The sequence below is a fragment of the Paraburkholderia sp. CHISQ3 genome (genome assembly GCF_030464945.1).
Lineage (GTDB): Bacteria > Pseudomonadota > Gammaproteobacteria > Burkholderiales > Burkholderiaceae > Paraburkholderia > Paraburkholderia megapolitana.
Map to the genome: position 1 here is coordinate 112,007 of NZ_JALPRG010000007.1, position 16,040 is coordinate 128,046.

The window sequence follows — 16,040 nt, forward strand, 5'->3', positions numbered from 1 at the left end:
ACGCTTAGTGAAGTTTGTCGGGTTTGTGACTGACCGGCTTGAGCGGCTCCTGCCCCGCGGCCGGGAAAAACGCATTCCACGCGGCGCGGACGCCTTCGGCGGCGGCCGCTTCCGCAGCGATCGTTTCATTTGAGTCGGACCGCGCAGGATCTGCACTGAGTCCGCGCCAGTGCGTAAAAACGAGCAACGGCTGCTCGCTCCATATGCCGGCATCGAACCGGGCGAACGCCGTCTCACCACTCACGAGCTGAACCTCGTACCACCCGTCGCGAACCGGCGCGTGGTGATTCAGCGGAAACCATCCAGTCGGCTGGATTTGCATCATGACCTCCTAAGAAAAACGCCGGGCCGCCCCAAGTTTTTCTTACCCCCTCGGGGGGCTGGCGCGAAGCGACAGGTTGGGGGGCACTCATTTATTGATCAGTAGGACCTGAACCTCGTGCAGGGTTCGTGCCTGGGATCGACCGTGAAGATCAGACAGACTGGGCGGTGCGGTGCAACACGATCGACGGCGCGTTCTTATACGTCGCGCGACCATGTTCGACGAACCCGCATCGGGCGGCCACACGCAGCGATGCAACATTTTCCGGCACGATGAGGCAAACACTGTCGGTAGCCGGCCAGTGCGCATTGGCCCAGCGCAGCGCGGCTTGCACGGCTTCGGTGGCGTATCCCTTGCCGTGCATCGATGGCGTTAGCACCCAGCCCATCTCGGGATAATCCCCTAGCGGTGGCTCGAGATCGCGCTTGAAATCGGCGAAGCCCACTTCACCGACAAAGCGCCCGCTGGCTTTTTCGCGCACCACCCAGAAGCCATAGCCGAGCAGCGTCCAGTGCCCGATATAGCGCAGCAACCGTGCCCACATTTCTTCGCGCGTCGACGGCTTCCCGCCGATAAAACGGGTAACGGTCGGGTCGGACCACATCGCGAGGCAGTCGTCGAGATCGTCGCGAACGTGCGGCCGCATGATCAAGCGGTCGGTTTCGAGGTGCAGGGCAGAGGACATAGGCGGGCATCGCTTCGTCAAAACGGACCGCAGATGATCGCAGATTTGCGGGCCATGCGGACAGGAAGGGTTATGCTTTCGCGGCGTGACGTGGCGCACGCTGCAATCCAGCGTGACAAGCCTCATCCGCACATGGAGCAAGGAGGCCCGATGAAACGCAAGACACTCAACGCATCCCGGCTACAGGACGAAGTCAGCCGGCGCATCCACCGCCTTCATACGGTCGTCGAAGATGGTGTGAAGATTCGTGTGCCGCGCCCGCAGTTGCAGGAGCCCGATAAGACCGGCTGCAACTGGACGATGAAGCACTTCGGGAATATTGCTGGCTTTGAGCGCGATGTGGCGGCTGTGCTCGATGAGGTGCAGGCCGAGTACAACCTGTCTGAGGAAACGACATCGGCAGCGGCAGACGATCCGTTTGGGGATTTTCCGGGCCGCTAGATGGGGATTTTCAGGGGGGGGCGGCAGGTGTGCCGCGGCGGTCCGGGCCCAGAAGGCCCAGCCGCCCGGCGGTGCATCAGTTCAATTGGCCAGCAATTCGATCGCGCTAACGATCAGCGTGAACGCGCCAATACAGCCGCCCAGTGTTACCGCGCCTCGCATGAAGTCCGACATGGATGTCTCCCCGCAGTCATTGAAAGCGCTATTTAAGCTTTAATGAAAGGAAAAAGAAAGGTTTTCAAAAAAGAACCGGCATCGCGGCGCTGGGTTCGCCGGGATGCCGGTTGCATGTACAGCAGTCGACCGGGTTAGTGCTTACTCCCGTCGCAACCCTCAGTGAGTCGGTGCCGGGTCGTCGTTCAGCGTGTGCACGAAGGCGATGATGTCGCGCATCTCCTGATCGGTCATCGCCGGTTTGTCGCCGAAGTTGCGATCGAACGGCGCATCCGTCACGTCCACGTTCTTCTGGTACTTCGCCGGAATGTCGTCGTACTTGTCGACCTTGCCGTCGGCCCCTTTCGGATAGAACTTGCCCGGGTTCGTATTGCGGTCGTTATAGAACGACATCACCTGATCGAGCGTGTGATAGACGCCGTTGTGGAAAAACACCTGGCGCGTCGCCGAATTGCGCAGAGTCGGCGTGAGGAACATCGCGCAGTACTGCGTCTGGTCCTTCAGGTCCTGGCGGAACGGCCCGCAGACCCCAAGATCGAAGAACTTCGGATCGCGGTTCTGCGCGAGCGCACGATTGCGCGGCACGCCGAGCGCTTCGTACTGGTAGTCGGTGAACATCGGCGGCAGGCCGTCGCTGCCGGGCTTCGAGAGGTGGCAGCCGGCACAGTTCGCCTTGTTCGGATCGTTGAACAGGTGCAGACCGCGTAGTTCGGCCTGCGACAGACGTTCCTTGCCTTCGAGCCAGCGATCGTACTTGCTGTTATACGGGTGGAACGACGGGTCTTCGACCTCATAACGCGCAATCGCGAACATCGCCTCGGAAACGGTCAGTTGTTTGTCGCTGAAGATGCGCGGTCCGAACAGTTGCGTGAACTGCTTGCTGTACGGCGCGTTCTCGAGTTTTTGCGCGACGGTGTCGATACTCGTGTTCGCCATCTCTACCGGGTTGAGCAGCGGGCCAAACGCCTGCTGCTGCAGCGTGTCCACGCGACCGTCCCAGAACAGGCCGCCCTGCGGGACCATCTGCGGTGCGGCGGGCGGTGCGGCGCCCGCGGTTTTCTGCGCCTTGACGACTCCCGCCGACGAAGCCGCCAGCTGCGCGACACTCGGCGCGTCGTCGTTCTCGCCCTGATCCGGACCGATCATGAAATTCGGCTGACGATACAGATACATCAGCGAAGGCGGCGGACGATAACCCTGCAACGTCAACGACGTGCCGCCAAGCTGCGCATCGAGATCGTTAGGCGGTCCATATGCATGTGCGGGGCTATGACACGACGCGCACGACTGCTGCCCCGAAGCAGACAGCTTCGGATCGAAGAAGAGCTGCTTGCCGAGCAACGCGACCGCGCTGAGCGGCGCGACCGGCAGCCGCGTCAACGTCACCGGATGAGGGTTGGCGCCGGTCAGATTGCCGACTGCCTCGCCGATCGGGTCCGGCACCTGGGCCGGAAACGCGAGCGCGAACGCGCCGAAGCCGAGCCCGGCCACGACGACGACGGCAACGAGGGAAAGCAGCAGCCGACGTCCGCGGCGAACGGGCTGCACGGCGGACCCGGTCGGTGCCGAAGATCCGGAAGACGGGGCAGGCGAAGTAGAAAGCTCGGTCATGTGGCGTTTTCTATGCGGAACTGACAAGCAAAAGAGCCGTGTGGCAACCGATGATCCGGCTGCAACACGGCGGGAGACCTATTTGGCGGCCGACGTCTTGGCGTCGGCCGCTACTGCGGTGAACAACTGTGCTGCTTGCCGGAATCAGAGTGCCGGCGGCGTGCTGACCTGCGTGCCGAGCGTCGGATCGAGGTACAGCGGTGTCGTGTTCGCGCTGCCGCTCAGGTTGAGCAAGCCGCGGATGTCGCCTGAGGTTGCGTCGAACGCACCACCACCGAGTCGCGTGCCGCCCAGCCAGTTGTCCTCGATGAAACGCACCACCGATGCCTGGTCGATGAGCGTGTGATCGACATAGTTCGTCTTCGCCCACGGCGAGATCACGAGGAACGGAATCCGCACACCGGGACCGCAGCGACCGTTGACCGGACCGGTGCCAGCAACGCCCGAGAGCGGCGAGCCGGTACCGCATACAGCGTTGCCGTTCAACTGGTCGATGGCGCTGAACGAGGGGTTCGTCGGCGTCGTGTACTGATGGTCGTACCAGCCGTCCGAGTCGTCATACGTGACAACGACCGCGGTGCTGTTCCAGTCCGGCTGCTGCTGCAGGAAGTTGATCACCTTGGTGACGAAAGCCTGTTCGTCGAGCGGATCCGAGTAGCCAGCATGCCCGTCCTGCGCGGCCGGTGCCTTCAGGAAGCTGACCGACGGATAGTTGCCGGCCTGCACCGCTGCGAAGAAATCGTCGGTGTCGTACTCGTGGTTCGCCGGTTCCGGCGTCTTGCCGTCGGCTTCGAGGCTCTGGCCGATGGCCGCAGTTGCGCTCGGGCGCGTGTGCTGCGGGTTAGCCGTCGATGCGAAGTACTGGAACCAGTTGTGGTGCGGAACGTAGTCGGCCGTTGCAGCGTTCACGGCGGTCGCGATCGTGCTGCGCTTGCAGCCGGTCGTGCCATTGCCGTTGGTCGTGCCCAGGTTGAAGCCGCCCATGAAGCCGCCCCACGTGATCTTCTGCGCGTTCAGCAGGTCACCGATGTTCTTGCCGGTCATCAGCGCGGTATCGGTCGTGCTGGAACACGTGTCGTTGGCCGGATCGACGTCGTTGATCATCGTCAGGCCGCCCTGGCCGTCATTGATGTAGTACGAGGTGGCGGCGAGCGTCGACGGCTGCTTCGTCGTCTTGACGATCTGCATGCCGTTGGTCTGGCCCGACACGACTTCGAGTGCGCCCGGTGTCGACGGACCGTAGGTCGACGTATACGCGTTGTCGCTCATCGCGAATTTCTGCGCGTAATTCCACAGCGCGGTGACCGTGTTGCCGTCGAAGTAGCCCATGACCTGGCCCTTCGTGCCGAATGCGCCTGCACCACCGCTCGTGCCGTTGCCGGTGTATTTCGGGAACAGGTCGGCGGCGCCGTTGTCCTCAGCCTGCTGTTCCGGCGTGTACGAGTGGTTCTGGTCGGCGGTCGCGGCCTGCGTGCGATCGAGACGGAACGGGTTCGCAGCGTTTGCGCCGTTGGCGGTGTTCGTCGAGTTCGGGTTCGCGGTCAGCAGCGAGCCGGTCAGACCGTTGACGGTCGGCGTGCCGGACGCGGCGTTGAAGACCGGCTCACCGCTCGGGTTCGTCGCGTTCGGGTAAGTCCCGAAGTAGTGGTCGAACGAGATGTTTTCGTTGTAGATCACAACGAGGTGCTTGATGGGGGTGGCCGTCTTCAGCGCGTTCTGCGCGGTGACGCTTTTAATGTCGTTGTTGCTGCCGCAGGCATACATCGCGAGCGCCAGTCCAGTGAGCGGGACAGCGATCAAGGCTCGACGAAACATATTGCGAGGCTCCACTTGGTTGGTTGATTTCATTGTTCGGGTCTCCGGTATCGGCGGACTGCGCGCCATGCGTGTGGGGTCGGCGCACTGCCAATGCGGAGCCGGTTGGGGCGTGCATCAGAGCGTTCGCATTGGAACATTCAGGTGTGAAGCTATAGAGACGGCTCGCTTTCGATGTTCTTACCAAAAGATGCAGTTTCGAAAGGAACCGTGAGAGGGGCTGCAAGATTTGGGAAAGAGCCCGGGTGGATGAACGGCCCGCGTCCGCGTTGCACGGAGCGGGCAGGTGCGGTCTTGCGCGGTGCGCAAGACGATGCGGCTACGACGCGACGGTCTGTCCCGCGAATGCGCGCAGCGCGTCGCCGGCGAGGCGATAGCGCACCCACTCGGACTGCGGGCTCGCGCCGACCGTTTCGTAAAAGCGGATGGCCGGCTCGTTCCAGTCGAGCACGCTCCATTCGAAGCGTCCACAACCATCGGCGATGGCCTGTTGCGCGAGATGATGCAGCAGGCGCTTGCCGGCGCCGGTACCGCGAAACCGCGGCGAGATGTACAGGTCTTCCAGGTACAGTCCCTTCTGCGCGAGCCACGTCGAGTACGAAAAGAAATACACCGCAAAGCCTGCGGGCTCTCCGTCGATTTCGCAGATCAGCGCGTGCGCCGGCGACCCGGTTGAGAAGAGGCTCGTGCGGATGGTGTCGGCGGTGGCCATCACTTCATGCTCGGCTTTCTCGTAGATGGCGAGTTCGGTGATGAATTGCAGGATCAGCGGTGCGTCGTGTTCGACGGCTGGACGGATGTGAATCGGCAACGGTGAATCCTCCTTGGTGCGCTCGTAGGAGCGCGACGTGTGGTTTATACAATCGCTACGCACTATCCTACGACGACTTTCCGCAATCACGTGCAAATTGACAACCACGTCACGCCGCCATTACAGTCATCGCATGAACGCACACTTCATCACCACCACGACCACCACCACGACCGCCATGGGCGGGTCGCGGGGAGATCGCATGCGCTGATGTAGACGCGTCGCAAGACACCCAAAGCCCCGCCCGCAGAGGACGGGGCTTTTTTTATTCTCCGTCCGGCTCGCGTGCACAACCCGAAGGAGAATATCGTGGAAGACGTCGATCACCGGGCGCTCGGCAATGCGCTCGATCTGTTTCACCAGCAGGACGAAGGTCCCGGGATGATTTTCTGGCATCCGCGCGGGCTAGCGTTATATCGCGCGGTGGAAGGCTATATTCACGCGCGTATGCAGCAGGCCGGCTTTCGCGAGATCCGTACGCCGCAACTGCTTGCGCGCTCGTTGTGGGAACAGAGCGGTCATTGGGACAAGTTCGGCGCGAACATGTACGCACTCGATAACGACGGTCATGTCGCGTGCCTGAAGCCGATGAGTTGCCCATGCCACGTGCAGATCTTCAACAAGCGCGTGCGTTCGTGGCGCGAGTTGCCGGTTCGCTACGCGGAGTTCGGTGCAGTGCATCGTGCGGAGCCTTCCGGCTCGCTGCATGGCTTGATGCGTGCACGGGCCTTCACGCAAGACGACGCACATGTCTTCTGCGCGGAAGAACAGGTAGTCAGCGAACTCGTGCGGTTTTGCGTGCTGCTGCGTCACGTGTATGCGGATTTCGGTTTTGCGGGCTTCGATGTCGCGCTATCGACGCGGCCTGCGCAGCGCGCCGGCGACGATACGATGTGGGACCGCGCCGAAGCGCTGCTCGCGCAGGCGGCTGTGGCGGCGGATCTTGCGGTGCGGATTCAGCCGGGCGAAGGGGCGTTCTATGGTCCGAAGCTTGAGTTTTTATTGACGGACCGCTACGGACGAAGCTGGCAATGCGGAACGGCGCAGCTCGATTACGTGCTGCCCGAGCGGCTCGACGCGAACTACATCGGTCGCGACGGAGCGAAGGCACGGCCGGTGATGATTCATCACGCGGTGCTGGGTAGCCTCGAGCGTTTCATCGGCGTTCTGCTAGAACATCACGACGGCTGGCTGCCGGGATGGCTCGCGCCCGACCAGATTGTCGTGGCCAATGTCGGCGAGCGGGAATGCGCATATGCGGACGAACTGGCGATGCGTTTCGCCGATGCGGGCCTACGGGTGCTGCCCGACCTCCGGTCGGAGCGGTTGCCACGCAAGATCGTCGATGCGCGCGCGTATCGCGTACCGGTGCTGGCGATTGCCGGCGCACGCGAGGCGGACAGCAACAGCGTCACGTTGCGCAGGCGCGATGGCGCGCAGAGCACGCTGCCCGTCGACGAAGCGCTCGCGCAGTTGCAGCGTGAATTCGCGTCGCCGTCGGGGGACAGCGCTGCGCTGCGTGAGGCGTTGCGCGCACACTCTGCGCCGTCGAATGCAGCGTTCATTGCGTCGTGACAGTGCTCTTGTTGCGCGGCAATAGCGCTGCGGTATGCTACGACGCATCGACTGCCGCGCACCCCTTCCCACCACGGTTTCACATGCCCAGAGCGCTTCCTCCCGATCTGCACACCGGCCCCGAACACGGTCGCTCGCTTGCGCGGCACTACCCGCGCGGCACGCGCATCGATGCGCATCAGCACGACTGGGCGCAGGTGCTGTATGCGGTTGCCGGCGTGATGTGGGTGGAGATCGGCAGGGAGGCGCTCATCGTACCGCCGCAACGCGCAGTCTGGTTGCCGCCCGGCACCGACCACGCCATCTCGATGATGAGCAGCGTCGACATGCGCAACGTCTATTTGCACAAACGTTACGTGCAGCATCTGAGCAGGCGGCCCGATGTATTCGAAGTAAACGGCCTGTTGCGCGAACTGATCACGACGCTCGCCGAGCGTGAAGCCGAACGCGACGAAAAATATCTGCAGACGGCCTATCGGCTCGCCGCGATGGAACTTGCGCATGCACGCCGTCACGTGCAGCGTATTCCGCTGCCGGGCACTTCCGACCGAAGGCTCGCGATGTTGTGCGATGCAGTCGTCGCGAACCCGTCGCTCGATATCGGATTCGATGAACATGCAACTTCGGTCGGGGCGAGTTCGCGCACGTTGTCGCGGCTGTTTCAGCGCGAACTCGGGATGGGCTTCGCCGAATGGCGCCGCCAGGTACAGCTTGCCGTAGCGATCTCGTGGCTTGCCGAAGGCCAGGCGGTCAGCAGCGTCGCGCGTGCGCTCGGCTATCTGCCAAGCAGTTTCAGCGACATGTTCCGCCGCGAACTCGGCGCACCGCCAACCGGCTTTCACCCGCATCAGACACTCGATGCATCGACCGAAGATCTCGCTTCAAACGGTGCCGCTTAAACCAGCCACGGGCCGGAACAACCCATAAACACGACCCTCGCCGCTTGTCCGAAATTCGAAAGTCTTTGTCCAGACAACCGCGAATCGGCAATCTAGACTTCGTCCTGAAGCTGCTCGATGCAGCACCCGGTCAACCCAGGAGTCGTGTGATGAAAGCCATTCAGTTCAAAACCTTCGGTGCCCCTGACGTTCTCGAATACGTCGAACGTGCAACGCCGCAACCAGTCGCCGGCAATGCGCTGGTGCAAGTAAAAAGCGCATCGGTCAATCCGAGCGATGTGAAGAACGTCGGCGGTCATTTCGCGCATACGAAACCACCGCGCGTTCCAGGCCGCGACTTCAGCGGTGTCGTCGTGGCAGGTCCGGCCGAATGGCTCGGCGCAGAAGTCTGGGGCACTGGCGGCGACATCGGTTTCACGCGCGACGGCACGCACGCGGAGCTGATCGAAATTCCCGTCGCAGCACTGAGCCGCAAACCGTCTACGCTGAGCCACGAACAGGCCGCAGCGATCGGTGTGAACTTCGTCGTTGCATGGCTCGGTACCGTCGATTACGCGCAACTCGCCGCCGGCGAAACGATCGCGGTGATCGGTGCATCCGGTGGAGTGGGGGGAGCCGTCACGCAGATCGCGAAGGCACGCGGCGCGCGCGTGATCGCCGTCGATCGTCAACCACCCGTGGCGGATTCGCCGGCGGCGCGCCGGATCGATGCATACGTGCCGTTCGACGAGCACGCGGTGGAACGCGTCAAGGCGTTGACGAACGGCGCCGGTGCCGATGTCGTCTACGACGCGGTGGGTGGCGTCGCGTTCGAGATCGCACTCGGGCTCGCGAAGCAGCGCGGTCGGGTCGTCGAAATCAGCGCAACCGGAAAACGTCGCGTCGAATTCGATCTGATCGATTTCTATCACAACGAGACACAACTCTTCGGCACGGACAGTGCGAAGCTCGGCGTGACCGAATCCGCGCGACTGATGACCGCGCTTGCCGAAGGCTTCGAAAGCGGTAGCTTCGAAGCACCGGTGATCGCGCAGCGCTTCACGCTCGCACAAGCTCGCGAAGCGTATGAAGCGGTGGCGGCCGGAACGCGCGGCCGCGTCGTGATCAACATGCAATGACTGGCGCGAGGAACCCGAGATGAAACCCTATCTGATTTCACTTGCCGTCGGCGTTGCGGTTGGCTTGCTGTACAGCGTGGTCAACGTCAAATCGCCTGCGCCGCCGACGATTGCGCTGGTCGGCCTGCTCGGTATGCTGGGTGGCGAAAACCTGATACCGGTGGCGCGCAGCCTGATTGCGCACTTTGCGGGCTGATTGCGCGAGCGGGTCGTACATGTGTCCACCGAGCGGGGGCCGCGTTTGGAAGTCCGCCACTAGTGCGTGCCTTGCACCCCGAGCCTGCATCGGCCTATCTTTACATCAGTCAATGTAAAGATAGGTGGCTCAAGCCGCATTCGCGCAAGGTGTTCGAGCCTGCGCAGGTGCCCGGAGCAGGAGACATGGATGAACGACACAACCCCCTCATCGAACCCAACGTTCGTGATGCCCGTGCGTCGCGACGTGCATTTCAATCTGCCGGTCGAACGCGCGAAAAACTGGCACGGACAAGGCACACAGGTCTCGCACTTTTTTAACGCGCTGTCGCTGCTGTTCCCGGCCGGCGAACGCTTCTTCATGGATTCGGTGCGTAACTACCGCGACCAGATCGACGATCCGGTGCTCAAGAAGCAGGTGCTTGCCTTCATCGGCCAGGAGGCGATGCATAGCCGCGAACACGTGGAATACAACGAAATGCTGCAGGCTAACCGCCTGCCTGCGCGCAAGATCGACCAGCAGAACTGGGCGGTGACAGGCTGGATGAAACGGGTGATGCCCCACTGGATGCAGCTTGCCCATACCGTCGCAGTCGAACACTACACGGCGATGCTCGCCGGCCTGATGCTCGACGACCCGACTCGCATGGAAGGATCGGAGGAAGGCTATCGGCAGATGTGGCTCTGGCATGCACTTGAGGAAACCGAACACAAGGCCGTAGCGTTCGACGTCTGGAATACCGTGATCAAGCCGGGTCCGATACGCTATCTGAAGCGCGTCAGCGTCTTTCTGCTAGCGACGGTGACGTTCTGGCCCGTCGTGTTCCTGATTCATACCGCGCTGATCCGCTCCGACCGGTATGCGGATCAGCGCGTGCGCGGCATGGGGCGGGTGATCAAGTTTCTCTACGGTCCGCGGCACGGGGTGTTTCCGCGCATTGCAGGGGAATGGCTGAGTTTCTTCCGACCGGGCTTTCATCCGTGGGATCACGACAATCGGCATCATCTGTCGCGCGTCGATGGGATCATGGCTGCGAATGCCGGGCGGCAAGTCTCGCCGAGTGCCGCAATCGCGAGTTTCGACGCGGGTTAAGTCAAAGCGGCACCACCTGACGACAGACTCTGAGAACCAGCTGCCGCAGCCAGCGATGAACCGGGTCATTCTCCAGACGGGGATGCCACATCTGGGAAACCGTAATGCCATCGATCGCCACGGGAAGCTCGAAGGTATAGACGGTGTTGGATGTAGCGGCGTGCTGCGTGTCGATAAAAGAAGCAGGCAGTAGCGCAATCAGATCGGATGCTCGAGCCACCGCGAGCGCGGCCGGAAAACTCGGCACGATCGCAACGGTCGTTCGTTCCAGACCTAACCGTGCAATCTCAGCATCAAGCGCATCGACTGTCTGGCGACTGTACGGAGCGACGACATGGCCGAATGCCGCGTATTGCTTCGTCGTCACTTTCTTCGCCAGATCGAGCGGATGCTCCTTTCTGACCACACCCAGGTAGCGGTCCCGAAACAATGCCTGAATGCGTACTTCAGGCCCCATCCCTTCCAGAACGCCAATCTCGAGATCGGCGGAGCCATTTCGCAGCGATTCCGCGTTCTTCTCCGGCTTTGACGTGAAGTGCAAACGCACGTGCGGCGCAAGCGCGGTTGCTTCGGCGATCAACGGCGCACCAAAGGCTTCCACGAAAGCTTCATTGACACGAATCGTGAGGGTTCTATGCAACGTCGAAAGATCAAGCGTGGCCGGCGAGGGGCGCAGCAACGAACGCGCTTCCTGAACGACATTGCGTGTCTGCTCGCGAATCTGCTCGGCGTAGGGAGTCAGCACCATCTCGCGCCCGGCGCGGACCAGTAGTGGGTCGCCGGTTGCAGTGCGAAGGCGGGTCAGCGTGCGGCTCATGGCCGAGGCACTCAAATGCAACGACCTGGCCGCGCGCGTCACGTTTTTCTCGGTGAGCAGCGCATCGAGCGCGAAAAGAAGATTGAGATCCGGTTCAGACATCTTTTGACCTGTAACAGGCGGAGATGAGGTATGGCGTCCGATGCATAGTTTAGTTGTATTCGGTGCGGCTTCCGCCATTCCTTTGCGGCGTCTATATTCGCTGCACGATTGATTGAAGAGGATCGCTTTCGCGACTTTGGCGTTCGAAAGCGGCTTCGTATACAAAGGATTTCGATGCAAAACACACCTTCGCAGAAAACCATTCTCCTGGTCGGCGCCTCGCGCGGCCTCGGATTTGCCATGGTTGAGGAGTATTTGAAGCGCGGTTACCGGGTTATCGCCACGGGACGCGCGACTTCTACAGAAAAGCTTCAACGTCTCGCGGAAGCCTCCGCCGGCGCGCTCGAAGTAGAAGCGGCCGATATCACGATTCCGGAGCAGGTCGCAGCGCTGCGCGCTCGCCTTGCAGATCGGCGCATCGACGTGCTGTTCGTGAACGCAGGCGTCAAGAACGACGACCGTGAAACGATAGCGGACGTATCGACGGAAGAATTCGTCCGGGTGATGGTGACGAACTCGCTAAGTCCGATGCGCGTCATCAACGCGTTTCAGGACCTCGTCCCGCCGACCGGAACGATCGGTGTCATGTCGTCGGGGCAGGGCAGCATCGCCAATGCCACCAATGCGAACTACCAGGTCTATCGAGGCAGCAAGGCCGCGCTCAACATGTTCATGCGTACCTACGCGGTACAAAGCGCCGAGCATCCGCGCAGCCTTCTGCTGATGGCGCCCGGATGGGTTCAGACCGACATGGGCGGTCCCGAGGCGCGCCTGACTATCGAAGAAAGCATTCCGAACCTGGTCGATACGATCGAGGCACATGAAGGGCGCGCCGGCTTGCATTACGTCGACTATCTCGGCAGAACCGTTCCCTGGTAATACCTGGCTTGCATAAGTTGTGGGTCGCAACTATATTGGTTGCGATGCGCAACTTATATGAGCATGTTCATGGATCTCGTCGATTCACCCGCTAAACCCAGAGAAACGACCATTCTCGAGCTTCGGGACTTCTCCCGCAGGCTCGTGCGCGAACTCGGCTTCATGCGAACGACGCTCGCCGATAGCGATCTCGCGCCGTCGGCGGTGCACGCAATCATCGAAATCGGCGCGGCCCCGGGGATAAGCGCAAAGGACCTCGGCAACATCCTGCGTCTCGACAAATCGAACACGAGCCGGCAGGTCGCGCGGCTCGAGGCGAGCGGTCTGGTCACGCGCACGGTTGCAGACGAAGATGCCCGCACGTCCGAGCTGTATCTGACGGATACAGGCAAGAAGCTGCGGAAAAAGATCGACCGGTTTGCGACAGACCAGGTGTCCAACGCGCTGCGACGGATGGTGCCCGCCGACCAGCAAACTCTGGTCCGTTCGCTCGCGTTGTATGCCGACGCACTCGCGCAAGACAATGCCGTCAAACCGACTCCATCGGATGCCGTTGCAGCGCGAATTGTGGAGGGCTACCAACCCGGTTGCATCGGTGACATCGCGAGCTTGCACGCGCGGTTCTATTCGGAGCACTGGGGCTTCGGTGCGTTCTTCGAGCAGAAGGTGGCAAGCGGGCTGGCCGAGTTTACCGGTGCGTTGCCGGCCGATGGCAAGGCGTTATGGCTGTACGTTGAAAATGGCCGGTCGCTGGCTTCGTTGGCAATCGATGGAAATGATGAAACAGGTGTCGCTCATTTGCGCTGGTTCATCGTGGACGATTCGTTGCGTGGTTCCGGTGTTGGGCGACAACTGATGTCACGCGCGATGAAATTCGTCGACGAGCGATTCAGCGAAACCTATCTCTGGACGTTCAAGGGCCTCGATGCTGCGCGGCATCTATACGAATCGTTTGGCTTTCAGCTGACCGAGGAATCAGAAGGCACGCAGTGGGGCACCACGGTTGTCGAGCAACGGTTCAGTCGTCGTTCTGCCTGAGTTCCGCGCTATGACGAACCCGGTTGTGGCGGCCACGCCGGCACTGCCGATCGCACATGATCGACGAGCGCGCGCAGTTTTGCCGGTATCTTTTGACCCGACGGAAAGTACAGATAAAAACCGGGAATAAGCGGGCAAAACGCTTCGAGTAACACCCGCAGTTCACCACGCGCGACATAAGGGTGGAACGTCTCTTCCATGCCGAAGGTGATGCCTGCGCCCGCGAGCGCCAGGTTGATCATCAGGCGCATGTCGTTCGTGGTGGCGCGCGGGTTCACGGCGACATCGAACGACCGGCCGTCGTCCGCAAACTCCCAGCGATACGGTGCCGTTCCCGGTGCCGGCCGCCAGCCGATGCAGTTATAGTCGATCAACTCGCCCGGACTCGCAGGCACACCGCACCGCGCGATAAAACCTGGCGATGCAACCACCACCTGCCTCTGCGGCGCGGAAACCGGCACGGCAATCATGTCGGCTTCGATCACTTCGCCAAGCCGCACGCCCGCATCGAAACCGGCACCGACGATATCGAACTCGTCATCGGTGACCCATACATCCAGTTCGATTTGAGGAAACGCTTCGAGAAACGTCGCGAACAAACGACCTTCGAGGATGCGTTCCGCAATCGAGGACACCGCGATGCGAATCACGCCTGCCGGTGCCCCATGCGCGTCGCCGATCGTTTCCAGCGCGGCTTCGAGGGTTCTGCGGGCCGGTTGCAACACCGTGAGCAGGCGCTCGCCGGCTTCTGTGAGACGCACGCTGCGGGTCGTGCGCTGAAACAACGGCACACCGATGCGCAACTCCAGCCTCGCGATGGTTTGACTGACCGCCGAGCGCGTCACACCCAGCCGCTCGCTTGCCTGACGAAAGCTGCTGGTCTCCGCCACGGCGAGGAATGTGGTCATGCCATCGAATGGATCGGTCATTGGTTAATTGGACTTAATGGCCCATGTAATTGCAGCTACTCGATCTTTGCACGCCTTCCGCGTACTGTCCAGTCACTCGAACCAACGACCTGAACCAGTCATGAACACTTCCATTTCGACCTTGCAAAAAATCATTCTGATCACCGGGGCTTCGGCAGGTATCGGTGAAGGCGTTGCCCGCGTTGCTGCGGCGGCTGGCGCAAAGCTCGTCCTCGGCGCACGCCGCGGCGATCGGCTGCAAATACTGGCTGAAGAAATTCGCCGCACCGGCGGCACGGTGGAATACATGCCGCTGGATGTCACCAGCCGCGAGGAGATGCAGGGCTTCGCAGCATTCGCACTCGAGCGCTTCGGCAGAATCGATGTGCTCGTGAATAACGCCGGCGTTATGCCGCTATCGCCGATGCGTTCGCTGAAGGTGGACGAATGGGACCGTATGATCGATGTGAACATTCGCGGCGTGCTGTACGGCATCGCCGCGGTGCTGCCGATCATGGAAGCGCAGGAGAGCGGCCACATCATCAATGTTTCGTCAGTGGGCGGCTTGAGTGTGTCGCCGACCGCAGCCGTGTATTGCGCGACGAAGTACGCGGTTCGCGCGATCTCCGACGGCTTGCGGCAGGAGAACGACAAGCTGCGTGTCACCTGTGTCTATCCAGGCGTGGTCGAGTCCGAACTGGCGAGCACGATCACCGATCCCGAAGCGATCGAATTGATGCGTACGTACAGGCAGATTGCGATCAAACCGGAGGCAATTGGACGGGCGATCCTGCACGCGATCACGCAGCCCGAAGATGTGGATACGAATGAAATCGTGGTCAGGCCGACTGCTACGCGGTGATTTTGGGGCTTCCAGGTTCGGCGAGGAACCGCCGCTCGACAATGCGCCATACATCATCGAGAATCCGACCATCGCCGCTCCCTTTGATCAGGGTTCGCGAAAAGTTCTCATTCGGAAATAGAGGGCACCGATGGCGAATTTCCTGAAGAAGCTGTTTGGCGGCAACGACAAGGGCGCGGATAGGGACGGCGGCGATCGCAATGGCGACGAGCCAACGCTTGCCGAACCGGACCTCACTATCGCGCGTGCGAATAACGAAATGCAGATGCGCACGCAAACCGCGATCAATATGTGGGGACTCGACACGGCCGCATGGAATGCCGATCTCGACGCAGGGACGATCACCTTCACGAACGACGAAAAGGGACTGGTGGTGACCGCACCGGTGCAGGTGGTCGGCACCTACAACACCGAAGACGGCACGTGGCTGTGGGGCTGGGATCATCCTTCCGTGTCCGAACCGCTCGGTGAGCACGCCCGGCGCGTGCGCGATTTCGGCGAGCGGTATGGGTTGAACGCTTTGACCACGCGCAAGATCGAGGTGTCGACGGCTGATGCCTGGGGGTTTACTGCGCTCGCGTGTCACCTGGGTGGTGGGCAAGGTGGTTATAGCGGTCCGGATGGACCGGCGCTGGTGTTCATGACTTATGGTGCGGTGACGATTAGCAAGAAGGGGTAGAGGTCTGGGAAGAATT

Annotated in this window: 17 protein-coding genes; 10 read left to right on the top strand and 7 right to left on the bottom strand. The window is 61.5% G+C overall.

The window, feature by feature from the left end:
• Nucleotides 1-4: 4 nt before the first annotated feature.
• Both M0D65_RS17980 and M0D65_RS17985 read right to left on the bottom strand, forming a co-directional pair.
• Entirely contained in the window at nucleotides 5-325 is a 321-nt protein-coding gene (locus M0D65_RS17980) for a hypothetical protein (protein WP_266253886.1), read from the bottom strand.
• A gap of 148 nt (nucleotides 326-473) precedes the next feature.
• Nucleotides 474-1,007, bottom strand: coding sequence for a GNAT family N-acetyltransferase (locus M0D65_RS17985; protein WP_266253887.1), 534 nt, complete (start codon nucleotides 1,005-1,007; stop codon nucleotides 474-476).
• A 150-nt stretch (nucleotides 1,008-1,157) separates the two neighbouring features.
• Here M0D65_RS17985 and M0D65_RS17990 point away from each other — a divergent pair, with 150 nt between their 5' ends.
• Nucleotides 1,158-1,448 (top strand): hypothetical protein, encoded by a 291-nt coding sequence (locus M0D65_RS17990; RefSeq protein WP_091011856.1) that lies wholly within the window; start codon nucleotides 1,158-1,160, stop codon nucleotides 1,446-1,448.
• 333 nt (nucleotides 1,449-1,781) lie between these two features.
• Here the strand turns inward: M0D65_RS17990 and M0D65_RS17995 are convergent, their stop codons facing one another.
• The 3 genes from M0D65_RS17995 to M0D65_RS18005 form a co-directional block, all read right to left on the bottom strand.
• Nucleotides 1,782-3,233, bottom strand: coding sequence for a cytochrome-c peroxidase (locus M0D65_RS17995; protein WP_266253888.1), 1,452 nt, complete (start codon nucleotides 3,231-3,233; stop codon nucleotides 1,782-1,784).
• A gap of 144 nt (nucleotides 3,234-3,377) precedes the next feature.
• Nucleotides 3,378-5,048, bottom strand: a complete 1,671-nt coding sequence (locus tag M0D65_RS18000) for a phospholipase C (protein ID WP_266253889.1) — start codon at nucleotides 5,046-5,048, stop codon at nucleotides 3,378-3,380.
• A gap of 319 nt (nucleotides 5,049-5,367) precedes the next feature.
• Nucleotides 5,368-5,859, bottom strand: coding sequence for a GNAT family N-acetyltransferase (locus M0D65_RS18005; RefSeq protein WP_266253890.1), 492 nt, complete (start codon nucleotides 5,857-5,859; stop codon nucleotides 5,368-5,370).
• A gap of 309 nt (nucleotides 5,860-6,168) precedes the next feature.
• Between M0D65_RS18005 and thrS the strand changes: the two genes are divergently transcribed.
• The 5 genes from thrS to M0D65_RS18030 all read left to right on the top strand — a co-directional run bounded on the left by thrS (nucleotide 6,169) and on the right by M0D65_RS18030 (nucleotide 10,739).
• Nucleotides 6,169-7,434 (top strand): threonine--tRNA ligase, encoded by a 1,266-nt coding sequence (thrS, locus tag M0D65_RS18010; protein WP_266253891.1) that lies wholly within the window; start codon nucleotides 6,169-6,171, stop codon nucleotides 7,432-7,434.
• 83 nt (nucleotides 7,435-7,517) lie between these two features.
• A complete protein-coding gene (locus M0D65_RS18015) occupies nucleotides 7,518-8,333 on the top strand; it encodes a helix-turn-helix domain-containing protein (protein WP_266253892.1) in 816 nt (271 codons plus the stop codon).
• Between the two features lie 149 nt (nucleotides 8,334-8,482).
• Nucleotides 8,483-9,451 carry a zinc-binding alcohol dehydrogenase family protein gene (locus tag M0D65_RS18020; RefSeq protein WP_266253893.1) on the top strand — a complete coding sequence of 323 codons (969 nt, stop codon included), beginning with the start codon at nucleotides 8,483-8,485 and terminating at the stop codon, nucleotides 9,449-9,451.
• Between the two features lie 19 nt (nucleotides 9,452-9,470).
• Nucleotides 9,471-9,647 (top strand): DUF1427 family protein, encoded by a 177-nt coding sequence (locus M0D65_RS18025; RefSeq protein WP_091011838.1) that lies wholly within the window; start codon nucleotides 9,471-9,473, stop codon nucleotides 9,645-9,647.
• Between the two features lie 189 nt (nucleotides 9,648-9,836).
• The gene (locus M0D65_RS18030; RefSeq protein WP_266253894.1) at nucleotides 9,837-10,739 is read left to right on the top strand and encodes a metal-dependent hydrolase; all 903 of its coding nucleotides are present in this window, start codon (nucleotides 9,837-9,839) and stop codon (nucleotides 10,737-10,739) included.
• Between the two features lies 1 nt (nucleotide 10,740).
• Here M0D65_RS18030 and M0D65_RS18035 read toward each other — a convergent pair whose 3' ends face one another.
• The gene (locus M0D65_RS18035) at nucleotides 10,741-11,658 is read right to left on the bottom strand and encodes a LysR family transcriptional regulator (protein ID WP_266254157.1); all 918 of its coding nucleotides are present in this window, start codon (nucleotides 11,656-11,658) and stop codon (nucleotides 10,741-10,743) included.
• A 174-nt stretch (nucleotides 11,659-11,832) separates the two neighbouring features.
• Here M0D65_RS18035 and M0D65_RS18040 point away from each other — a divergent pair, with 174 nt between their 5' ends.
• Together M0D65_RS18040 and M0D65_RS18045 are read left to right on the top strand one after the other, a co-directional pair.
• Nucleotides 11,833-12,537 carry an SDR family NAD(P)-dependent oxidoreductase gene (locus M0D65_RS18040; protein WP_266253895.1) on the top strand — a complete coding sequence of 235 codons (705 nt, stop codon included), beginning with the start codon at nucleotides 11,833-11,835 and terminating at the stop codon, nucleotides 12,535-12,537.
• A 69-nt stretch (nucleotides 12,538-12,606) separates the two neighbouring features.
• Complete coding sequence (locus M0D65_RS18045; RefSeq protein WP_266254158.1) at nucleotides 12,607-13,575, top strand: helix-turn-helix domain-containing GNAT family N-acetyltransferase; 969 nt, start codon at nucleotides 12,607-12,609, stop codon at nucleotides 13,573-13,575.
• A gap of 8 nt (nucleotides 13,576-13,583) precedes the next feature.
• Here M0D65_RS18045 and M0D65_RS18050 read toward each other — a convergent pair whose 3' ends face one another.
• A complete protein-coding gene (locus M0D65_RS18050) occupies nucleotides 13,584-14,483 on the bottom strand; it encodes a LysR family transcriptional regulator (RefSeq protein WP_266253896.1) in 900 nt (299 codons plus the stop codon).
• A 121-nt stretch (nucleotides 14,484-14,604) separates the two neighbouring features.
• On the opposite strand from M0D65_RS18050, the gene M0D65_RS18055 reads away from it, so the two are divergent.
• Both M0D65_RS18055 and M0D65_RS18060 read left to right on the top strand, forming a co-directional pair.
• The gene (locus M0D65_RS18055) at nucleotides 14,605-15,345 is read left to right on the top strand and encodes an SDR family oxidoreductase (RefSeq protein ID WP_266253897.1); all 741 of its coding nucleotides are present in this window, start codon (nucleotides 14,605-14,607) and stop codon (nucleotides 15,343-15,345) included.
• A gap of 130 nt (nucleotides 15,346-15,475) precedes the next feature.
• On the top strand, nucleotides 15,476-16,024 hold the full coding sequence (locus M0D65_RS18060; protein WP_266253898.1) for a DUF6882 domain-containing protein: 549 nt from the start codon (nucleotides 15,476-15,478) through the stop codon (nucleotides 16,022-16,024).
• Nucleotides 16,025-16,040 lie beyond the last annotated feature (16 nt).